This window comes from Rhodopirellula bahusiensis (genome assembly GCF_002727185.1).
GTDB lineage: Bacteria > Planctomycetota > Planctomycetia > Pirellulales > Pirellulaceae > Rhodopirellula > Rhodopirellula bahusiensis.
Window position 1 is genome coordinate 63,430 of the sequence record NZ_NIZW01000020.1, and the last position, 20,733, is coordinate 84,162.

The window sequence follows — 20,733 nt, forward strand, 5'->3', positions numbered from 1 at the left end:
CTGGTGCCGCGACGCCAACTCATCGCGACACTCTTTGACATCCCGCCTGACACTAATCCTTTTAAACCAACAGGTCCTTCGTTGAACGACACCAGACATGAACCATGGCTGATCCGCAGTGACCTGAATTTCCTCAATCACGGCTCCTTTGGAGCGACACCGCGTTGCGTGATCGAAGACCAACGGCATTGGCAGACTCTCTTAGAAGAGGATCCCATCGAGTTCCTGGCACCGGAACGGTCACTGCTACCCAAATTAAATTTCGTTCGTCAAACCGTTGCCGATGAGATCCATGCGTCACCTCCAGACATCGCGTTTGTTCGCAATGCCACCGAAGGAGTCAACGCCGTCGTGCGTTCGTGGCCACTGCAACCGGGCGACGAAATCTTGGTGACCAACCACGGTTACAACGCCTGCATCAACGCAGTCGCGCAAGCCGCTGATGCAGCGGGTGCGTCGGTGGTCACCGCAACGATTCCGTTCCCCATTCGCGATCCCGATGAAGTGGTGCAGGCGATCGAGCAGAGCATCACGCCCAAGACCAAGTGGATGCTGATCGACCATGTGACCAGCCCCACAGGGATCGTCCTGCCGATTGCCGAGTTGATTGAACTGGCGCACTCCAAAAACATTCGCGTGATGGTCGACGGGGCTCACGCACCTGGAATGCTGCCCCTGAACCTCAGCGAATTGCAGCCCGACTACTACACCGCGAATCATCACAAATGGTGGTGCGGACCAAAGGTGTCTGGTTTTCTGTATGTCGACCAAGACTGCCAAGACGACGTGCTACCGTCCATCATCAGCCATGGCGCGAACACGGAAGGTTACGGCCCGAGCAAATTCCAAAGCCAATTCAATTGGCCCGGAACCTTCGACCCGTCGCCTCTGCTGGCTCTCCCAACCGCAATCGACTTTCTGGCGAGTTTGCATCCAACGGAAGATTCCAATCGACTGGCCGGACTGATGCGGCACAACCATCAACTGGCCGTCGCGGGGCGGCGCATCATTTTGGAGAGATTCAACCTTTCGGAACCCGCACCGGAGTCGATGCTAGGAAGTCTCGCGACGGTTCCGATTCCGTCTTGGGCGAATCACTCGCCGGATCAAATTCAAGCCATCCGGACATCACTGCGGGACGAGCATCGCTTTGAACTTCCTGTGTTCCGCTTCGATGCGACGAACGTCTGCTTGAGAATTTCAGCGCAGGCCTACAACAAACTGGAACAATACGAACGTCTCGCAGACGCGGTTGCCGGCTTGTCGTAAGCAGGTCGACAGGAATGATTGGGTAGAACCTCACGTAGGCGAGTCTCTCTGAAACTCGCAAATGACAGCGTCTCGGAGAGACGCCGCTACGTGATCAAGCCCAAGGACTCCCGCTCACGTGCTTAAGACCGACTAGCCAGCCAAACGCCGCTCCGACGGCAATGTCTCCGAGGCCATTGGCATCGGCAAAATAGACGGGGTCTCTTGACCGCTTTGCGAGGTATTCTTCGAAGCCCGTCGAGCCATCACGCCACGAAGAACGAAGTGCATCCCCACAGGAATCCATACCGCCACCGTGGTTCCAAGGGCCATTTTGAACACCGGCGAAACCGTGGGCAGGCCATGCTTGGCTGCGACATGGAACAGCACCAAAATGGGATGATGCAACAAGTAGATCGCAAAGGATGCGGTCGCCAATCGTTGCGTGATCGGATCAATCTTCTTCACCAACCTGCACGCCATTCCAATCAGTGTCAGCGATACACCCGTGGCACTGGCGACGGTGAGCAACGCGAGCGACGTCCAAGTGATTGGACTGACCACAACCGGAAACGCTGACGCTTGGTTGACGTCACTGGACGATGTCTGCCGAAGCACCCAAATGCCCAAGACCGTCGTTGCAACGCAAAGCATGACACTGGGACCGCAAGTTCTTCCTGCAATCTGCCTCAGCCAAACCAGGTTGGAATCCGCATGTGCGATCAGCACTCCCATCGCGAAGGCGCAACCGCTGTACAACCACTTTGAAGGGACCGGCAAAAAGGCGTGTTGGAATCCCCACACGACTTCAGGATGAATGCACAACACCAACACCGCAGCCAACATGGTTAGCGGCATGCCGACCCGAAAGGCACGTGCCGGATCGATTCGTTGCAACCACTTCCAAGCACCTGCGAGAACGGCGATGTAGAGGATCAAGTACTGCAGGAACCAGAGATGAGACAATCCCCAAAGATGCTCATCCTGTCCCTCGGCAAATTTCAATGCTCGCATCTGGCGAGGCGTGATCACGCCATCCGCCAACCAACCCAACAACCACGCGTAGAGGTCGACCGGGATCAAGAAAATGACTGCTAAAAGAAATGGCCAACCCAATCGTCGAGTTCTGGATTTCAAAGTCGCCAGCGGTCCTCGCGAGGACATGCTTCGAAACGCCAGAAACCCAGCCATCACCAAGAATATTGGCATGATGACAATCTCGATCGCCCACATCAGCGCCGTCAGACCCATGTGAGGTGTGTCGGTTGTCGCCCAGGTCAGGCCAGGAACATCGGGATCGGAGTAGGGCACGCACGCGTGCAACATCACAACTCCAACGGCAGCCCACGCCCGCACGGCATCCAGGCCGAGCAGGTTGTTATTCTGGGGAGCCGATTCGGCAGAATCCGCTTGATTCAGTCGAAGGTGAGTCGCGTGCATACCTTTTCAATAACGAATGAGCGATCTTCAACGCCAGACGAGTCAACTTAAAACTCACTCGTGAAACCGGTGTGAAACGGAGCCGCAAATAATTGCGACCGAACCCGAACGAGCCCTTGTCTGTAAACAAATCGAGATCACTGATCACTTACAACTGGAATCCTGATGCCGGAGTTGCCGGAAGTCGAAACGATGTGCCGCGGCATCTCACCAATCATCGGCCGCGAAATCGAGCGGGTTGAACTGCCGCCCTGCCATTGCCGACCGATGACGATCGAACCCTCGGTCAGCATCATCAACCGCCGCCTACGTGGCCGACTCATCGTGGCGATTCAGCGACGTGGCAAGCGGGTGATGCTGTGCTTGGATGATCAATCGAGGCTTGTGATCGAGCCCCGCATGACGGGGCTGGTGTTGCTCGCCGATCCGCCGGACCCAGACCACCTGCGACTTCGAATTCAGTTTCGACCTCCGCACGAATCGCCGGAGAATCCGCCCACGGAATCCCCTACTGAACTGCTGGTTTGGGACCGTCGCGGATTGGGAACCATTCGCTGGATGGACGATAGTGACTACCGCGAAAAAGTCGATTCGCGGCTGGGACCGGATGCAATGTGCGTCACTATCGCAGAACTTCGTCAGAATCTGGCGACCTCCAAACGCCCGATCAAAGTGGCATTGCTGGATCAATCGGCCGTCGCAGGGATTGGTAACTTGTACGCGGCGGAAATCCTATTTCTGGCCGGCGTCGATCCTCGAACACGTTGCGATCGGCTGACCAAACCGCAGTGGGAACGCATTCACCCGGCGATCACGTTGGTGCTACAAGATGCCATCAACCACGAAGGCAGCACACTGAGCGACGGGACTTATCGCAACGCGTTGAACAATCCAGGCAACTACCAAAACATGCACCGGGTTTATGATCGTGAACACCTGGCATGCCCGCGATGCGAGGATGGCGTGATCCGACGAATCGTCCAAGCTCAGCGGGCAACGTTCTTTTGCCCGGGATGTCAACGCAAAAGCGGTCGGCATCCCAGCGTTTGTAGTTGATAGCAGAAAGGCGAGAATCCTCCCGCCACACAACAATCAGTTGTCGACGCAGGTTTCTAGGAACCGTGCCAGACGATGGAAGTCAGAGCTTTGCTCGATGAATCGAACTTTGGTGACCAAAGTTTGCGGATCGACCAGCTCTTCGAATGGCACGAAGTGCAAATCGAATTGGCCCGAAACCGAAACCATCACACCATTGAGTTTCTCTTCCACCAAAGCTCGGTAAGCACCCACGCCCAGTTGCGATCCCAACATGACATCGTAAGCGTGTGGCGGTGCACAACGAGATTCGTATCCCATTTGCAAGCCGTTCACCTTGCGAGTCCGGCCGGTTCGCTCGTTGTAGCGAGCGGCCAGCAATCGAGACATGACCGCGGAGAGGTTCACCAACGAGATGTTGATGTGACCATGGTCGTCGCGGGTGACTCCTTCGAGATACTTTGATGGCAAGTACTCGGCCATGCCTTCGGCGATCACGATCGTGCCGTATTGGCGACCTTCCCGTTCGCGAGCCATCATCATGTCGACCATGCGATCGATCACTCGTTCCATCGCCATGATCTTGCGAGTTTCACCGGTGTCTTGATTGACGACTTCTTCGTCAGCCAGTGCGCCGGTGATGTCTTCGACGCTGAGCACCATGCTGGCTTCGCCGGCAATCGCGGCACCGTACGCCAACCAACCGGCGCTGCGGCCCATGGCTTCGCACAGGAAATACGCACGGCCCGCGGCAGCGTCGTAGTTCAAGTTACGAATCTCTTCGGCCAAAGTTTCCACGGCGGTGAAGAAGCCGAACGTGAAATCAATGCCTGAGTAATCGTTGTCGATCGTCTTGGGCAAGTGAACCACTGGGAAACGACGCGCGTCTCCGGGCAGGTTGTCTTGGAACATCTTGAGTTTGTTGGCGGTCTTCAGCGTGTCATCACCGCCGATCGAGATCAACGCGTCGACTTCCAGCGAGCACAGACCTTCGTAGACTCGGCGAAGCGGAGCGACCAACTCCGGATCTTTCAAATGCTCGGGACTGCTGACGTGTTTGCCCGGGTTGGTCCGAGCGGTTCCGATCATGATGCCACGGCTGCTGCGAGCATGGGTCAGCGAATCGTGTGTGAACCGAATGTAGTCGGCACCTTCTTGCAACGGTCCGGCAGCGGTGTACTCCGCCAAACGGCTGTACCCGTGTTTGATGCCGAAGACCTGAGCACCTTCTTCCAGGAACGAAAACGCTGCGGTGCTGATGACCGCGTTGGCGGCGGGAGCGGGTCCGCCGGCGAACAAGATCGCGACGCGTTTGATATCCAAATTGTGATGAGCGAGCTCAGCCACGATGACACTGCCTGGTGAAGAGGAATTTCCAAAGACAATCGCGTTGCGATCGAGAGCCCAGATTCTAAGCATCCGCCCCGTTTCGCCAAGACGCCTGCCAATCGGCGAGGCGACAGGAACCGAGCGAACTAAGAGGACGGAATCAGTTGTAACGCCGGCCGGTCATCGATCGGCTGAATCCGGTGGTTTGAAGACTCGTGAGAGGTGAGAACCGCCAGTTCTCACGCGAAAATGTCGCCGATCGCAGGTTGGATCGACGAGAACGCCGGGAATTCAGGAACGGTGAACAAAAGCCAACTACAAGGCTTTGATCATCCGGCATTCACATCTGCCATCAATGGGCCGCGATATCGGAACAGACTAGGCTGCTTCTCGATGGACTTCGGCCTGAAATCGATTGTCGGAATCACATCCCGGCTGAGTACGGGACTCAGGATTGCTGGTTCCTTCGAGTGATCCAGATGTCTCATCAGCTCGTCGATTGACAGAGACTGACTTTTGTCCGGACCGAGCGCGCCGTTTCCCAGCTTTTTCGCGGCACAAGCGGTCGCAGAGTTCCGCCTCTTTCGGATCCATGCGATGTTCCATCTCTCGCAAAGATTCAGCCACCTTTTGCCTCAGGTCATCGACCGTTTGTCCGGGAGTCGGAAAGATTGGGTCGCCGAACAACGCATCCACCAATGTGAACGGAAGCAGGATTTGCATTCGGTCCCACGCCTTTGGCAGGATCCAACGTCGACGCGGTATGAGCACGACGGGAACGATTGGGACGTCGGCTTTGATCGCCACCATCGCGATCCCCTTTTGAGCAACGCCGCGAGGCCCACGAGGCCCATCCACGGCGATCACACTTGGATTGCCATCCTTCACGTGGCGAATCATTTTGCTCAGGGCTGTTGCGCCACCTTTTTCTCCCGAACCACTGCTGCCACGAATGGGCACACAGCCATTGCCTCGAAGCAACGGCATCAACAAATCGCCATCGCGTGAACGAGAAACCATCGCTCCCACTTTGGGCGCGGACAACGACAACGCAGCCAACTGATGAGCATGCAAAATTGCGAGCGCGTACTGCTTGCCCGTCCGCTGCACCAAACGTTCGCGCTGGTCGTTGCGAACACGTATTTGAAACGTGAGTCGAAACAACTTGAACGTCACAGCGATGCCTGCTCCGATCACTGGATTCACGAGACGTGGGACTTTCATCGAGGTAAAAGGAAAAAACAACGAGGCGGGACAACCAATGGTAACACCACCACCGAAGGATTTTCCTTCAGCGGCAAACATTGCCAAAGCGATCACAACGCTGGCGACTCAGTCAGCGAACTTGTTCCAGTTCACTTGTTTGTAAACGACTCGGTAACCCATGGCTCGATCGATTTGACGCTGAGCGTCATCGTCGATCCCTTCGGACCAAGCCGATTCTATGTTCAGGTTTGCTTTCATGACCGGTTCGCCCTCGGCTCCATTCCGGTCAATTGACAATTTCGTTTTCACGCCGATCAGTGACTGCTTCCACAATTCATCATTCAGCCGCATTCGGCCAAACGGCGGCAATCCTCGAGGTCGGACAATGTTGAGACGACATGCCCAATCAACCAACTGAGCGTTGGCAATTGCCATCGCGGGCGACGGAGGAACCACTCCCTCCACCTCATACCGCACGCCAGGGTATGTCATCTCGTAGCGGAGGTTCCCCAACGAGTTCACCCTCGCGTTCATCCCCAATCGATCACGTCGTGTGGGGTCCGTGACCGCCGCGTCCGCGCGGGCAGTCAATCGAGTCAACTCGTCCATTGAAACTGAGCAACGCGTTTTCGTTTGCTGGTCCAGCAACACAATCATGGACTGATTCAAATCAAACACGGTCAGAAACCGAGGATCCGATTCCGAAACACTGTAGATCACGCCTTCAGCAAAGATGTTCTTGTGGACCGAGTTGGGTTTTCGCTCGCCCGCGAAATAGATTTTGGTTGTCAGCGTGAAGTCAGGCGTGTTTGCCTTGGCTGTCTTTCCACCCAGATGGTTTGCCAGGCGAAATTCTTGGGCGATGGAAGAACCGCCTACCAGCAGCATCAAGAACGCGGCCACGCTCAGAACCAGACCGCTGGCAAATGCCGTTTGTCTCGGCGCAAGCGGCAACCTAGGCCGAATGTGACTCGGCATTTGATAATTTCGGGTGGAAAGAGAAAGCATCGCGGGACCCATCCAATTCATTTTGGGCATCGAATTCGTGCCTAGAACAGGGAATAGTCGACCGCTGCGGGGGGCGTCCAGACCGGTTTGTAATTCTTGACATCGGCTTGTAACAGCTACTGGCAAAATCTGCACTTCGCCGAAACGTCAACACACCCCAAAAAACGCAAACACCTGCCCACAAACCACTTACGAAAGACTCGTAAGTTTTCAAAGACTGTTTGGCACCGTCGTTGCATTAGTCCTCCATCACAACCGCGGGTCGCAACGGTCCGCTCCTCACAAACGATTCTTTTCTTGGGCAAAGGAAGCTGCCATGTTGGTTCTCACACGAAAAATCGACGAACAAATTGTCATCGGCGACAACATCAAGATCACCGTCATCAAAGTTCGCAACAATCAAGTTCGGATAGGCATTTCCGCTCCACGTGACGTCCGCGTTCTGCGAGGTGAACTGGAACCAAACGAAACGGAAGCCTCGGAATCAAACGACACGCAATTGGTCGTTGATCTGGACTTGGAAGATGAAGCAACCCAAAGCCTGCTGAAAACGACCGAAGAGATCGAAACCAGCTACCGCCCTACGGCAGCCAAGAAACCAAGTCCGTCGGCCGAATCCGTTGCCAAACGCCCTCAGCCATCAGCCGTTGAACGAACGACTCCGATTGCATCCGCTCCAAACAATGCATCGACGAACCGAGTCGGCCACATGTTGCCATCTGGAAACACATCCAACCGCATGACCGCTGCGATCGATGCAACCGATACGGCTTCCCAAAAGGATGCCAGCCCTGAACTGCGTGTTTACAGCGGCAAAGTCAGTCGGCGGACCGGTGAAGGATCGCTCAAACGCAGTCCTTTGGCCAATTACTTCACCGCTCCCTGAGTTCGTGCCGGGGCGAACGCCCCGCATGCAGCCCGAAAGCAACACGTGTTCTTTTTTGCCTCATCGTCAAACATGACCTAGGAAAGGAGTAGTCCTTACGAAACACCCTGCTTCGGAATCGCACCATGATGCCCGCTGCTTCGATCCTACTTGTCGACGACGACCACCACTTGGCAACCTCGCTGGGTGAATGGCTCGCAGAAGAAGGATTCGAAATCCATCTGGCCGGTACGCTCGACGATGCTCGCCAACAGCTCAAGCAGCACGCATTCGAATTGGTGATCACCGATTTGCGATTGGGTGGTGAAGATGGAATGACGTTGGTGACGGACGTCAAAAACCACCACTCCGAGACTCCCGTCTTGGTCATGACAGGCTACGCCACACCCAACACCGCCGTGGAAGCCGTTCGCGCCGGTGCAGTCGACTTGCTGACGAAACCGGTCATCGACGACGAATTGTTGTTGGCCATCGATCGAGCGATGAACCAGCGCAAGATCGAGGCCGAAAACGAAACCCTGCGTCGACAACTCGACCAACGCAGCGGTCTGGAAAACATCCTCAGTCATGACTACCGAATGATGAAAATCTTCGATGTCATCGACAGTGTCGCGGATGCCAAAGCATCCATCCTGATCACCGGAGAAAACGGTACCGGGAAAAGCATGATCGCGCGGGCGATTCACAATCGTTGCAGTCGACGAAGCGGACCTTTCGTCGAAGTCGCCTGCGGTGCTCTGCCGGACACCTTGCTCGAAAGTGAATTGTTTGGACACGTCGCAGGCGCCTACACCGGTGCCAACACCGACCGACGCGGCAAATTTGAATTGGCCGATGGCGGAACGCTGTTCCTGGATGAAATCGCGACGGCGACACCCGCCATGCAAGTCAAATTGCTCCGCGTCTTGCAGGAACTCCAGTTCGAACCACTCGGCGGCATGGAGACTCGCAGTGTCGACACACGAGTCATCCTGGCGACGAACGAAAACTTAGACCAAGCCGTCGCGGATGGATCATTCCGGCAAGATTTGTATTACCGAATCAACGTCGTGAACATTGTCTTACCTTCGCTGCGAGAGCGAACCGGAGACATTCCGTTGCTGGTCGATCATTTCCTCCGCGAAGCCGCTGAAACCGCCGGCCGCGAGGTGGATGGTTTTGACCGCGAAGCGATGAAGTGCTTGCAGTCATACGCTTGGCCCGGCAACGTTCGCCAATTGGAAAACGTGGTCGAACGAGCTGTCTTGCTTGCCACCGATCGTGTGCTCACCAAAGACGACCTGCCGCCGGATGTGCTGGGAACATCGGCCAACCAACACGCCTCCATCGGCAGCATCGGAAATTCCCCCGGCGTGACCGCGTCGAACGGACCTTCGTCGTTCAACCCGGCGGTACTAGACGGGTGCAGCCTGCGGGAAGCTCTCGAAGGCCCCGAGCGAGAAATCATCCTCCACTCGCTTCGACGCCACAATTGGAACCGAGCCGCGACCGCCGACGAGCTTGAAATCAATCGCACAACGCTCTACAAAAAAATGAAACGCTTGGGCCTCGATGACCCGCGTCTTCAATACGCCAACCACTGACATCCCAATGCACGATGCCGCTCCAGTTGCTCTCACGATCGCTGGTTCGGATCCGTCCGGTGGCGCGGGGCTGCAAGCCGACCTGAAAACGTTCCATACCCTCGGCGTGTATGGCAGCAGTGTGGTGACGTTGCTCACGGCTCAGAACACCCAGGGTGTCCAAGGCATCCAAATGGTCCCTGTTGATTTCGTACGGGCGCAGTGGACGAGCGTCTCCAGCGATCTGCCCTTGGCCGTAATAAAAACCGGCGCATTGGGAGACTCTGAAATGATCCGCGTGGTCGCAGATTGCCTTGATGCCTCGGCATGCCCCACGGTCATCGATCCTGTGATGATCAGTAAACATGGTCACGCCATCATTGACGATAACGCGGTCGATACCTTGATCAGTTGCCTGCTTCCACTGGCTGATCTGGTGACGCCCAATGCCTTCGAAGCGGAACGGTTGGCCGGCCAATCGATTCGCAACGAAGATGACCTTGCGATCTCGGCTGTGAGACTGCTCGAGATGGGACCGCGAGCGGTCTTGATCAAGGCCCATCTGGACGAAGAATCGGTCGACTGCCTGGCCGATGACACCGGCGTCCAATTGCTTCGTTCACCCAGACTGAAATCCAACCGCACCCATGGTAGCGGTTGCGTTCTATCGGCAGCCATCACCGCCGGCCTCGCTAAAGGCGATCGCCTAAACGACGCAGTGAAATTCGCGAGATCGTTTGTCCAGAATGCGATTCACACCGCACCCGAACTGGGCAAGGGAATCTCGCCGGTTGGACTCGTCAACCAAAGCCCGTGACTCAGCGTTCGCATGTGCAAATTCGCCTGAGGCCTAAAACGCCGATTGTGGCATCCCGGGCTGACCTGGACGCTCGCCCTTCATCATCAGGTAGGTCGTGGCAACCATCACACCAACGAATGGGGCAGCAAACAACAACCCGACTCCGAGCGCCAACAGACCAGCAACAAAGATCGCCATGGCGGCGATTGCCAGGACGATCGACGTCAGCCAATTCAGTTTTCCGACAGCAAATGCACGTGAGAAGGATTCCATCACACCGCATTGGCGATCCACGATGAAGTAGTAGTGCGGCCACAGCAACAACATGAAGATGAGCCCCGGAATGATCAGCAACAACAGCCCAGCGAACATCCCCATCGCGAACAGGATGCTTGCACCAAAAACCGGCAGGATGACATCCATGCCACTAAACAGCATGCCAACGTTCACAGGTTGAAAACGGGCCGCCCCCAAACAAATGCGAGCCATTCCAATTCCCAGAAACATATTCAGAAAGCTGCCAAACAAGCTGACCAAAGTCCCAAGCAAAAGCAGCCCCATCTGATCGTTTTGCTGCCCCATGGCATTGAACACCGATGTGATGACGTTGATCAGGAACGAGACCCCAAACAAGATCACCGTTGCCCCAACCAAGACGCCAATGTTTGGTTTGAACGCTTGCCAAGCATGCGAAAAAGCCTCACCAAAATCAGCTGCCGTTGGTTGATAACCGCCCGCGGACACGCTTGCGTGTGAATGGGAAGTCACCGGTGCAGCGTAAGGATTGGCTGACGGAGCCTGAGGAGGCTCGTTGAACTCCGACTTGAACGCACCAAAGGGATCTTCGGCGGCGGCAGGAGCCGATGGCCCGGGAATCGGCTGCACGCTTTGACACGTGGGGCAGCGAGCCGACTTGCCGGCCGATTCGTCGCTGACTCGCAACACAGCGTTGCACGATGAACAGTTGAATTGAATCGCCATGAGATGCCTTCGGCGAGGAGCGCGTATAGTAAGGACAGCCTGCAGTGTAACGCTCGCCACCTTCTCCGTGGGAGCGGATCCACCCACTGCTATCTTTTCGCACTCCGATTCAACTTCAACAAGCAATGATGTGGGCTACCGCTTCGTGGTCCAATCCGAATTGGCGTAACGTTGCGTAACAATTTGATCAGCCGCCGCCTGCTCGCTGGGCAGCAGTGCACCGGACTGCCAATCAATTCCAAAGCTCCGTTGCAATCGTTGCTGCAAACCGCGAACGAACCCATCCAAGTCCAATCGCCGTCCCGCCAATTGCTGCATCCCCGGCAAGACATCCGCGAAACGCGAAACGCTCCAAAGCAAACTACCGTGTTGCAACAACGCTCCCTTTGTTCGTCGTTGAGCACTGCCGAGTACCTTGTATCCGCTGACGATCAAGTCTTCGTCGGTGCGACGCTGAAAGCACAAAAATGGCTCGTCACGTTTGCTTGCAGGTGAAGACATCGCTGCGCTGTCTCGCTCCCGTTCCACCGCCCCGACTCCCAGCGTTCGAAACGGTTTCGCATCGACGCCCAAAGCTTTGAGTTCGTCCGCGATCGATTCATGCACGTTTCGATACGTCGCCTCACGAGCCCCGGTGTCCGACACATTCATCGGCAGCGTTAAAGACAATGTCAGCTCGGCGTCATGCAGAATGGCTCCGCCACCCGTCGACCGGCGGACCAGATCCACCTCGCCGGCATCGCCAAACGTGACTCCCGTTTGCTCCGCCCAAGCCTTCGCTTCGGCCAAAGGTTGAAAGTACCCGAGTGACAACGTCGGCCGTTTCCAGACATAGAAACGCAGGGTTGGTGGTGCTCCCGCAGCGACGCTGTTGAGCAACGCTTCATCCATGGCCATGTTCGCCGCACCAGCGTGCTGCGACAACTCGATCAGTCGGCCAGGGATGCAGGAAGCTTCACTCACTTCGTCGATTCGCCCGCCGCGTCGGTCCACTTCAAGACGGGACGTCTCGCCGCGGTCACGTCGTCGGGTCGACTGATTCGAGTCGAGTGCGGTGCATCGTGAATCAACTCTTCGCCTTCTTCCGTGATTCGGAAAAGGGCTTCGACAAACGCATCCAAGGTTTGCTTGCTTTCCGTTTCGGTTGGTTCCACCATCACAGCTTCATCAACCACCAACGGGAAGTACACCGTGGGTGCGTGGAAACCGTAGTCCAAAATCCGTTTGGCGATGTCCATCGCGGAAAGCTTCTTTTCCTTCTTCAAACGGGTCGCCGATGCAACGAACTCATGCATGCAACGATCGCCGTGAGGCACATCGAGGAAATGCTTGACCTTGCTGAGCAGGTAGTTCGCACCGAGCACGGCGTCTTCGCTGACATGACGCAAACCGTCGCCACCGTAAGTCCGCAGATAGATGTAGGCTCGCACCAACACGCCGGTGTTGCCAAAGAAACTTCGCACACGCCCGATGGAATCATCCGATGGCGATGTCAGTTGATAGGTGTAGCGATCTTCTTCGCCCGTCGCATTTTCGTTCTCAACGCGAGTCACAATCGGACCGGGAAGATACTTGGCCAAGAAGTCGCGAACACAGATCGGACCTGCACCAGGTCCACCACCGCCATGAGGTCCTGAGAAAGTCTTGTGTGGGTTGTAGTGCATCAAGTCCGCACCGAAGTCACCTGGACGAGTGATGCCCAAGATCGCATTCATGTTGGCACCGTCCAAGTAAATCAACGCTCCGGCATCGTGAACCAGTTGGTTGATTTCTTCGATCTGGCTGTCAAACAATCCCAAAGTGTTTGGGTTGGTCAACATGAACACGGCGGTCTTGTCATCGAGCTTGGCTTTGAGATCTTCCAGATCCACCAAACCATTCGCGTTGCTCTTGACCGTCTTGGTTTTGAAACCGGCCATTTGAGCACTGGCGGGATTGGTGCCGTGAGCTGAATCCGCCGTCAAAACCACGCTGCGATCGCTACCCTGGTCGCGGAAGTAAGCCGCCGCGACCAACAATGCCGCCAACTCACCATGGGCACCTGCCGCAGGCTGCATCGAAACGCCTGGCAACCCGCTGATCTCAGCGAACATGCCTTGCAGTTCGTACAACAGTTCAAGCAGTCCTTGCAGACCCGACTCATGTTGCAGCGGGTGCACGTTCAGGAACCCAGGCAACGACGCGATGCGTTCGTTGCGTTTTGGGTTGTACTTCATCGTGCACGAACCCAAGGGGTAGAAGTGCGTGTCGACGCTCATGTTCAACGTCGACAATCCAACGAAGTGGCGGACCACGTCGCCTTCGGCAAGCTCAGGAAGTGGCGGTGGAGTCTCGGCGAGGGCTTCGTCCGCGAACAAGTCGTCCACATTCACCGACGGCACGTCCAAATCACCGAGTCGGTGTGCACGTCGGCCAGCGCGGCTGAGTTCAAACAGAAGCTGAGTCGATTGTTGGTTTCGCATGGTTGCGTGAATAAAAGAGTGAACTTCGTTGAATCAAACCGTGGCCATCGCGGGAGCTTCGCAGAGCACTTTGGCCCAGCGATCGATCTCCACACGCGAACGTTTTTCAGTCACCGCGACGAGGAAACATTGCTCGTATCGCGACGGCAAAGCGACCGCGGTCTCCGAGCACTCGGAACCACCGACGCACATCGGCGTCATGTCGATCCCGGCTAGCAAGCCGTTGTCGCGAGCGTACGCCAGCAAACCATCGACGTCCGAACCGAGGTCTCGCACGACGAACTCTTTCAGCGACGGCCCCTCGCCAACGATTTCGAATCGATCCGATTTCGCAATCACTTCTTTGGCATAAGCCGTCTTCGCGATGCAGTGATCCGCCGTCTCTTTCAGCCCCTCGGGGCCAAGCAACGACAAGTGAACGGTCGCTCGCAAAGCCAACAGCGTTTGGTTGCTGCAGATGTTGCTGGTCGCCTTTTCACGGCGAATGTGTTGCTCGCGAGTTTGCAACGTCAGCACCCAACAACGCTTGCCACGACGGTCGGTCGTTTGTCCCGCGATTCGGCCGGGCAGTCGACGAACCAATTCGTCGCGACACGCCATGATGCCAAGGTAGGGTCCACCGTATGCCAGCGGATTGCCCAGGCTTTGACCTTCCGCGATCGCGATGTCGACGCCCATGTCACCGGGACGCTTCAAACGTCCGAGGCTGACTGGATCGAAAACCTGAATCGTCAGTGCCCCAGCTTCCTTGGCCGCGGCTGCGATTTCAGAAACTGATTCGAGTTGACCGACGAAGTTTGGATGCTGGATCAGCACGCAAGCGGTTTTGTCATCGATCGCATCGATCATGGGCTTGGAGTGCCCATTTTCATCCGAAGGAACCACCACCAACTCAGCGTCGATGTTCTTGAGGTAAGCCACCAAGATATCGCGGTACTGTGGATGAACCACATCGGTCGTGATGACCTTGTTGCGTCCGCGTTGCATCGATAAAGCCATCAAGACAGCTTCGGTCGCTGCGGATCCGCCGTCGTACAAACTGGCGTTGCTGACGCCCAACCCGGTCAACTGCGTGACCAAGGTTTCGTACTCGAACATCACCTGCAAATTGCCTTGGCTGACTTCGGCTTGATAAGGAGTGTACGACGTGTAGTACTCACCCCGCGACGCGATCTCATCGACGGCGGCAGGGATGAAGTGGTCGTACGCACCGCCACCCAAGAAGCATACGTGCGAATCGGCCGATGCGTTGCGAGCGGCCAACCGAGTCATCTCGGCAGTCAACGCCAACTCATTGCAGGCCGGTGGCAAATCCAACGGGCGTTTCATACGGACCGCTTCTGGCACCTGATCGTTGATGATCTCATCGATGCTTTCTGCACCGATTGATTTCAACATCTCTCGGCGGTCTTCGTCGGTGTGAAAGAGATAACTCATTCGATCAACCTGCTTCGGAACACTGTTTTTGATAAGCGGCATAGTCCATCAACGAATCAGGCAGATCCGCTGATAATTTCACTTTCAGAATCCATCCAAAATCGAACGCGTCATCGTTCAAATTGTCCAAGTTGTCTGGCAGGTCGGAGTGAACCGCGACGACTTCTCCAGCCACCGGGCTGTATAGAGGGCTAACCGCTTTGACCGATTCGACTTCACCGAATTCCTCGCCGATTTCGAGAACCCGTCCGACTTCGGGAAGGTCCATATAGACCAAGTCGTTGAGCTGCTCAACGGCGAAGGCTGAGATACCAATCGTTGCGAACTTGTCGCCGCCTTCTTCTTGAACGTCGACCCACTCGTGAGTCTCGGCATAACGCAGGGTCGAAGGGTCTCGTGCCATCAGAGGCTCCTAACGAATCAATGAAAAATGAAAAGGAAATGGATGAATCAAAACTTATTGAACAACAATCGCGAGCCGCCGTCGCGACGGCTCGCGTCGCACTACTAAGACGCGGCGGGTGGCCGTTTGTAGAACGGCAGCTTCGTCGGCAAAGCATCCGTTGTCTTGCCACGAATATCAATTTGGAAGCTCGCATCTTTCGCGTGCTTGGCATCAATGGTTGCCATCGCGATTGGAACGCCCAACGTGGGGGAAGGCCCGCCGCTGGTGACATGCCCGATCGTTTCGCCATCCACACTGAGCACAGCACAACCTTCCCGAGCGGGACGTTTGCCGGTGGGAAGCAAACCGATCCGGCAACGTGTGCGGCCTTGTTCAGCGACGGCTCGCAAGGCATCTTCGCCGATGAAGTGACGGTCTTTCAGGTTGCAACCGAACTTCAACCCGGCCGTGATCGGGTCAATTGTTTCATCGAGCTCGTGTCCGTAGAGCGGCATCCCGGCTTCCATTCGCAACGTGTCGCGAGCCCCCAAACCGGCGGGAACAAACCCGGCTTCACGACCGGCGAGCAAGACGTTCTCCCATACCCGCTGGGCTTCTTCCGCCCGGACGATCAATTCCAGCCCATCTTCTCCGGTGTATCCCGTGCGGCTGACGATGACCGGCTTCGCAAATTGGTCGGTGATGAACGCGTTGTAATTTTTCAGTCGCGATGGATCGACTGAGAACAGTTTCTTGCAAACTTCGATCGCCATCGGTCCTTGGATCGCGATCATCGCGGTCAACTCGGTGCGATCCGACATGGTGACAGTGGGAAAATCCGCCAAGTGAGGCTCGAACCACTTCAGGATTTTTTCCCGGTTCGATGCGTTGACGACCAACAGGTGAAAACGTCGTTCCGACGGGGTCTGCAAAAACGAAACCAGCACGTCGTCGAGGACGCCGCCTTCCGCGTTGCAGACCATTCCATAGCGGACTTGGCCGGGCACCATGTCGGTCACGCGACGCGTCAGAACATGATCGAGAAATTCGGCTGCGTGGTCGCCGTCGAACCGCAACCGGCCCATGTGCGAAACATCAAACAAAGCGGCTTTGGTGCGGCAGGCCTGGTGCTCCGCAACGATGCCTTCGTACTGGATCGGCATCTCGTAACCGGCGAAGGGAACCATTTTGGCCCCGGCTTGGCGATGCCAAGCATCCAACGGTGTTTGCAGAAAGTCCGCCGGGGAAGCTGGAGTTCCCACAGGATCGTTGGTGGATGAAGTTGTCATAAAAAACGCTCGACAACGCAGGCAAAAACGAACCTCATCGGAAGGGATTCTCTCCCAACCGGCACAACACCAGCCAACAGGAACCCTGGACAAGGACGAAACACTCGGATGAAAAAGATCAATGTTGGTGCCGAGTGTAAACAACAAAAGCCGGACCTGGCACCCGCCCGGTCCGGCTTCGTTACATTTTTGTGAATCGATCGCAGCGGAACTGCGGCTTGATCACTCTGCTGGTTGCTCGACCGCCGCAAAGTCACCCGCGATGGCCATCACCAAGCCATCGAGATCGACGTATTTTTTCAGTGCCGCGTTGACCGAATCAACCGTGGCCGCCTGAATTCTCGCCTCGTGATCCGCCACGAACTCCATCGTGCGATCGTTGAAGACCGATTTCACCAGCATGCTAGCCAGTCTCGAATCACCCGTTCGGCCAATTCGTTCAGCTTGCAAGTACGCTCCCTTGGCTTGCTCCAACTCCTCCTCGGTGACGCCTTCTTCCAACACCCGATTGACCTCTTCGCGAATCACACGAAGCAGTTTGTCTTTGTTGGCCGGGTTGGTGATCGCGTACAGCGTGAAGCTGACCTTCTCATCCACCGCAAAATTCGCGGCGGTCAAACCACTGCGAACGCCGTACGACAAACCTTCTTGCTGACGAACGCGGTTGGCCAAACGGCTGCTCAGCGAACCGCCACCCAAGATGAAGTTGCCAAGCACCAACGAAGCGTACTCGGGGTCCGAATCCGCCAACTTGTATTGCTGCCCGCTGTACAACAACGCGTTGGATTTGTCGGGAGTCTCAATCGTCACGACGGCACCGGGAATATCAGGCTGAGCCGGCGTCACGATTCGCTCGAATGGCTGTTTGGCTTCCCAATCTTCCACGACCGAGCGGAATTTCTCGAGCGTTGGCTCGACTTCAAAGTTCCCCACCACGGCCAACTCGCCAGCCTGGTTGCCCAAGTATTCAGCGTGCAACTGGCGAATTTGCTCAATCGTCGTTGCCAAGTACATTGCGATCTCTTCCTCGATCGTCATGACGTAGCGAATGTCGTCCTTGTCGAACGGCGAGAGCATTTGCTGAACCCGGCGTGGTGCAAGCGAGTTCGGTTCGGTCTTGTTCTTTTCCAAACTGGTGATGACCTGGCGTCGCATGACCTCCAATTCCGAAGGCTCGAAGCGTGGCGAACGGAAAATCTTGCCCAGCAACTCAATCACTTCAGGCAAGAACTCTTCTTTGGTCTGCACCTGAACCTGCAGCACGCCTTTCAGGCTGTAGATCTGCACCGCGGCACGCAACCGAGTCCACTCGTCTTGCAACTGTTGGTAGTCGAGTTCCTCGGTTCCGCGAGCCATCATCATGCCCAACAACTCGACCGCACCCAATTTGTCCTTCAGCGATTCCGGCGTCCCAAAACGCAGCGTCATCAGAACGGATACCGAGCCACCGCGAGTCTTCTTGGGAAGCACTGCGTAATCGATTCCGCCAGTCAAGTTGCCGCGCTGAACTCGTTCTTCGATCGCGGTTGGATCGGGATCGAAACGCTCACCGGCGGCAACCGCGGCGCGGCCTTTGTAGTCTTTCAACAAGGCTGCCAAATCGGGCGACTCCGGCACACTGACGCGATCCGATTCTTCCGATGGCATGAACAATCCAACCGTGCGGTTGTTCCGTTTCAAATAGCGACTGGCCACGTCGCGGACTTGATCAACGGTCAATGCCTCCACCGCGTCGCGGTACAAGAAATACAAACGCCAATCGCCTTGAGCGGCCCAGTCGCTGAGCGAAACAGCGATCTTGTCCGTGTTGGCCGCCTCCAATTCGCGAGCCTTCAGCATTTGCTGCTTGGCTCGTTCGACCTCTTGTTCCGTGATTGGGTTCTTATCCCAATCGCTTTCCATCAGCTCGATCAGTTTGGCTCGAGCCTGTTCGATGGATTGGTCTTCGGGCACTTCCGCCATCGTCATCAGCAAACCAGGCTCTCGAAAACCGAATGCCATTGCGAAAACGCTGCTGGCGATCTCAGTTTCCACCATTTCTTTGTACAGACGGCCACTCGGTTCATCACCCAAAACGTTGGTGAGTGCTTTGACTGCGGCATAGTCAGGGTGGCTGCCCGCGGGGATGTGATACGCGGCACCGACGACTTGCACATCGCCGACCCGACGCAGCACGACCGTTCGCTCGCCGTCCTTGGGTGGCTCAACCGTGTACGTTTCGTCGATCGGAGTGCCTGGCACTGGCAGGCTACCAAACGCATCGTTGACTGATTGGAGTGCGTGATCGACTTCGAAGTTGCCCGCGATGATGACCATCACGTTGTCCGGGCGATAATACTTGCGATAGAACTGACGCAGTTTGACCACTGGCACACGCTCGATGTCGCTGCGGTTGCCGATCGTTGATTTGCCATAGTTGTGCCAATCGAACGCCGCCGATTCGATCCGCTGCATCAAGACTCGCATGGGTGAGTTCTCGCCGCGTTCGAACTCGTTGCGAACCACGGTCATTTCGCTTTCGAGGTCTTCGCCTTTGATGTTGCTGTTGAGCAACCGATCGGCTTCCAAGTTCAAAGCGAACTCGAGATTGTCTTCGCTGGCCGGCAGCGTTTCGTAGTAGTTCGTTCGGTCCATCCAAGTCGTGCCGTTGAACCGAGCTCCCCGGTCCTGCAACACCTTGGGAACTTCCGGATGAGTGGGCGTGCCCTTGAACAACATGTGCTCGAGCAAGTGAGCCATCCCGGCTTCGCCGTAGCCTTCGTGACGTGAGCCAACGAACACCGTCATGTTGACCGTCACAACCTCTTTGCTCTCATCGGGGAAGAGCAAAACCTTCACGCCGTTGGGCAACGCGTACTCGCTGATCCCCTCGACTTCGCGGAGTTTCAATGGCACGGACGAATCCTTTTTTGCCGCGTCATCGGCAGGACAGAGGGTTGGAATCAAACAGAGAGCAGCGACCAGACTGCTCAGCAGGAAAGCGGACGTTCTGCGTCCGAAGCGGCATCGAGCCGCCGCCACATCCAGTTGTGAAAGCATTGCGAAATTCATCCGATCGTCTCGTTGGAGTGATGTGTGAGCTGAGGGACGCCCGAATTGTAACGGCGAGTCGACAACTGTGTCCCCCCGGGGTCGCCGCGATTGACGGCAAACTCCACACTGTGTGTTCCCAACTGCCTTTCACGGACAGCCCCCATGAGCGATTCGCAACCCAACCCTTCCGATCCAAAACCGAAGCGGGATTTGTATCCCAACGAACTCGCGGAGCAGAACCACAGCAGCCAACCCCGCGCGGATCTGCCGTGGCACCTCGCGTTTGACCTGGAGGAGGTGGAGACGGGCCTCGCCGAACGATTGGCCGCCAACCCCGACACCGAATCCTTCGCACGAGAGACTTTGGTCGGCGATCGGATTCTTGCCGTGATCTTTCACGCGGGTCGGTGGTACGCGATGGACGGCATTTGCACCCATCAAGGCGGTCCTCTGGCGGAAGGTCACATCGCCGATGGCTGCGTGACTTGCCCTTGGCATGGATGGCAATACGAGCTGGACACGGGCACGCAAACGACCAGTCGGCAACCGCTTCAGGCGGTGTTCCCGATTCGGCAAAACGGCAACCTGATCGAAGTTCAGCTTTTGTAGATGAGAGAGTCAACTCTCTCGGCG

General features: G+C 56.3%; 17 protein-coding genes. 6 read left to right on the forward strand and 11 right to left on the reverse strand.

The window, feature by feature from the left end:
• Nucleotides 1-81 precede the first annotated feature (81 nt).
• The gene (locus CEE69_RS22740) at nucleotides 82-1,269 is read left to right on the forward strand and encodes an aminotransferase class V-fold PLP-dependent enzyme (RefSeq protein WP_099262972.1); all 1,188 of its coding nucleotides are present in this window, start codon (nucleotides 82-84) and stop codon (nucleotides 1,267-1,269) included.
• Nucleotides 1,270-1,401: 132 nt separating this feature from the next.
• Here CEE69_RS22740 and CEE69_RS22745 read toward each other — a convergent pair whose 3' ends face one another.
• A complete protein-coding gene (locus CEE69_RS22745; protein ID WP_099262909.1) occupies nucleotides 1,402-2,688 on the reverse strand; it encodes an acyltransferase family protein in 1,287 nt (428 codons plus the stop codon).
• Between the two features lie 165 nt (nucleotides 2,689-2,853).
• On the opposite strand from CEE69_RS22745, the gene CEE69_RS22750 reads away from it, so the two are divergent.
• Nucleotides 2,854-3,744 carry an Fpg/Nei family DNA glycosylase gene (locus CEE69_RS22750; protein WP_099262910.1) on the forward strand — a complete coding sequence of 297 codons (891 nt, stop codon included), beginning with the start codon at nucleotides 2,854-2,856 and terminating at the stop codon, nucleotides 3,742-3,744.
• 36 nt (nucleotides 3,745-3,780) lie between these two features.
• Here the strand turns inward: CEE69_RS22750 and CEE69_RS22755 are convergent, their stop codons facing one another.
• The 3 genes from CEE69_RS22755 to CEE69_RS22765 all read right to left on the reverse strand — a co-directional run bounded on the left by CEE69_RS22755 (nucleotide 3,781) and on the right by CEE69_RS22765 (nucleotide 7,296).
• Nucleotides 3,781-5,070, reverse strand: a complete 1,290-nt coding sequence (locus CEE69_RS22755; RefSeq protein WP_199169923.1) for a 6-phosphofructokinase — start codon at nucleotides 5,068-5,070, stop codon at nucleotides 3,781-3,783.
• Nucleotides 5,071-5,430: 360 nt separating this feature from the next.
• Complete coding sequence (locus tag CEE69_RS22760; RefSeq protein ID WP_233215539.1) at nucleotides 5,431-6,276, reverse strand: DUF374 domain-containing protein; 846 nt, start codon at nucleotides 6,274-6,276, stop codon at nucleotides 5,431-5,433.
• A 108-nt stretch (nucleotides 6,277-6,384) separates the two neighbouring features.
• A complete protein-coding gene (locus CEE69_RS22765) occupies nucleotides 6,385-7,296 on the reverse strand; it encodes a hypothetical protein (RefSeq protein WP_099262912.1) in 912 nt (303 codons plus the stop codon).
• A 286-nt stretch (nucleotides 7,297-7,582) separates the two neighbouring features.
• On the opposite strand from CEE69_RS22765, the gene CEE69_RS33570 reads away from it, so the two are divergent.
• The 3 genes from CEE69_RS33570 to thiD all read left to right on the forward strand — a co-directional run bounded on the left by CEE69_RS33570 (nucleotide 7,583) and on the right by thiD (nucleotide 10,531).
• Nucleotides 7,583-8,152, forward strand: a complete 570-nt coding sequence (locus tag CEE69_RS33570) for a carbon storage regulator (protein ID WP_099262913.1) — start codon at nucleotides 7,583-7,585, stop codon at nucleotides 8,150-8,152.
• A 125-nt stretch (nucleotides 8,153-8,277) separates the two neighbouring features.
• The gene (locus CEE69_RS22775; protein WP_099262914.1) at nucleotides 8,278-9,735 is read left to right on the forward strand and encodes a sigma-54-dependent transcriptional regulator; all 1,458 of its coding nucleotides are present in this window, start codon (nucleotides 8,278-8,280) and stop codon (nucleotides 9,733-9,735) included.
• A 7-nt stretch (nucleotides 9,736-9,742) separates the two neighbouring features.
• Nucleotides 9,743-10,531, forward strand: coding sequence for a bifunctional hydroxymethylpyrimidine kinase/phosphomethylpyrimidine kinase (gene thiD / locus CEE69_RS22780; RefSeq protein WP_099262973.1), 789 nt, complete (start codon nucleotides 9,743-9,745; stop codon nucleotides 10,529-10,531).
• A gap of 33 nt (nucleotides 10,532-10,564) precedes the next feature.
• On the opposite strand, the gene CEE69_RS22785 is transcribed toward thiD, so the two are convergent.
• The 7 genes from CEE69_RS22785 to CEE69_RS22815 all read right to left on the reverse strand — a co-directional run bounded on the left by CEE69_RS22785 (nucleotide 10,565) and on the right by CEE69_RS22815 (nucleotide 20,118).
• The gene (locus CEE69_RS22785; protein ID WP_099262974.1) at nucleotides 10,565-11,398 is read right to left on the reverse strand and encodes a hypothetical protein; all 834 of its coding nucleotides are present in this window, start codon (nucleotides 11,396-11,398) and stop codon (nucleotides 10,565-10,567) included.
• A gap of 231 nt (nucleotides 11,399-11,629) precedes the next feature.
• Entirely contained in the window at nucleotides 11,630-12,457 is an 828-nt protein-coding gene (locus CEE69_RS22790) for a lipoate--protein ligase family protein (protein WP_099262915.1), read from the reverse strand.
• Nucleotides 12,454-13,956, reverse strand: coding sequence for an aminomethyl-transferring glycine dehydrogenase subunit GcvPB (gene gcvPB / locus CEE69_RS22795; protein ID WP_099262916.1), 1,503 nt, complete (start codon nucleotides 13,954-13,956; stop codon nucleotides 12,454-12,456). Before gcvPB ends, CEE69_RS22790 begins: the two co-directional genes overlap by 4 nt.
• 33 nt (nucleotides 13,957-13,989) lie before the next feature.
• Complete coding sequence (gene gcvPA / locus CEE69_RS22800) at nucleotides 13,990-15,393, reverse strand: aminomethyl-transferring glycine dehydrogenase subunit GcvPA (protein WP_099262975.1); 1,404 nt, start codon at nucleotides 15,391-15,393, stop codon at nucleotides 13,990-13,992.
• 4 nt (nucleotides 15,394-15,397) lie between these two features.
• Nucleotides 15,398-15,796 (reverse strand): glycine cleavage system protein GcvH, encoded by a 399-nt coding sequence (gene gcvH, locus CEE69_RS22805; protein ID WP_099262917.1) that lies wholly within the window; start codon nucleotides 15,794-15,796, stop codon nucleotides 15,398-15,400.
• A gap of 104 nt (nucleotides 15,797-15,900) precedes the next feature.
• Nucleotides 15,901-17,067 (reverse strand): glycine cleavage system aminomethyltransferase GcvT, encoded by a 1,167-nt coding sequence (gcvT, locus tag CEE69_RS22810; protein ID WP_099262918.1) that lies wholly within the window; start codon nucleotides 17,065-17,067, stop codon nucleotides 15,901-15,903.
• 222 nt (nucleotides 17,068-17,289) lie between these two features.
• Nucleotides 17,290-20,118, reverse strand: coding sequence for a M16 family metallopeptidase (locus CEE69_RS22815; protein ID WP_099262919.1), 2,829 nt, complete (start codon nucleotides 20,116-20,118; stop codon nucleotides 17,290-17,292).
• Between the two features lie 144 nt (nucleotides 20,119-20,262).
• Here CEE69_RS22815 and CEE69_RS22820 point away from each other — a divergent pair, with 144 nt between their 5' ends.
• Nucleotides 20,263-20,709 (forward strand): Rieske (2Fe-2S) protein, encoded by a 447-nt coding sequence (locus tag CEE69_RS22820; protein ID WP_099262920.1) that lies wholly within the window; start codon nucleotides 20,263-20,265, stop codon nucleotides 20,707-20,709.
• Nucleotides 20,710-20,733: the final 24 nt, after the last annotated feature.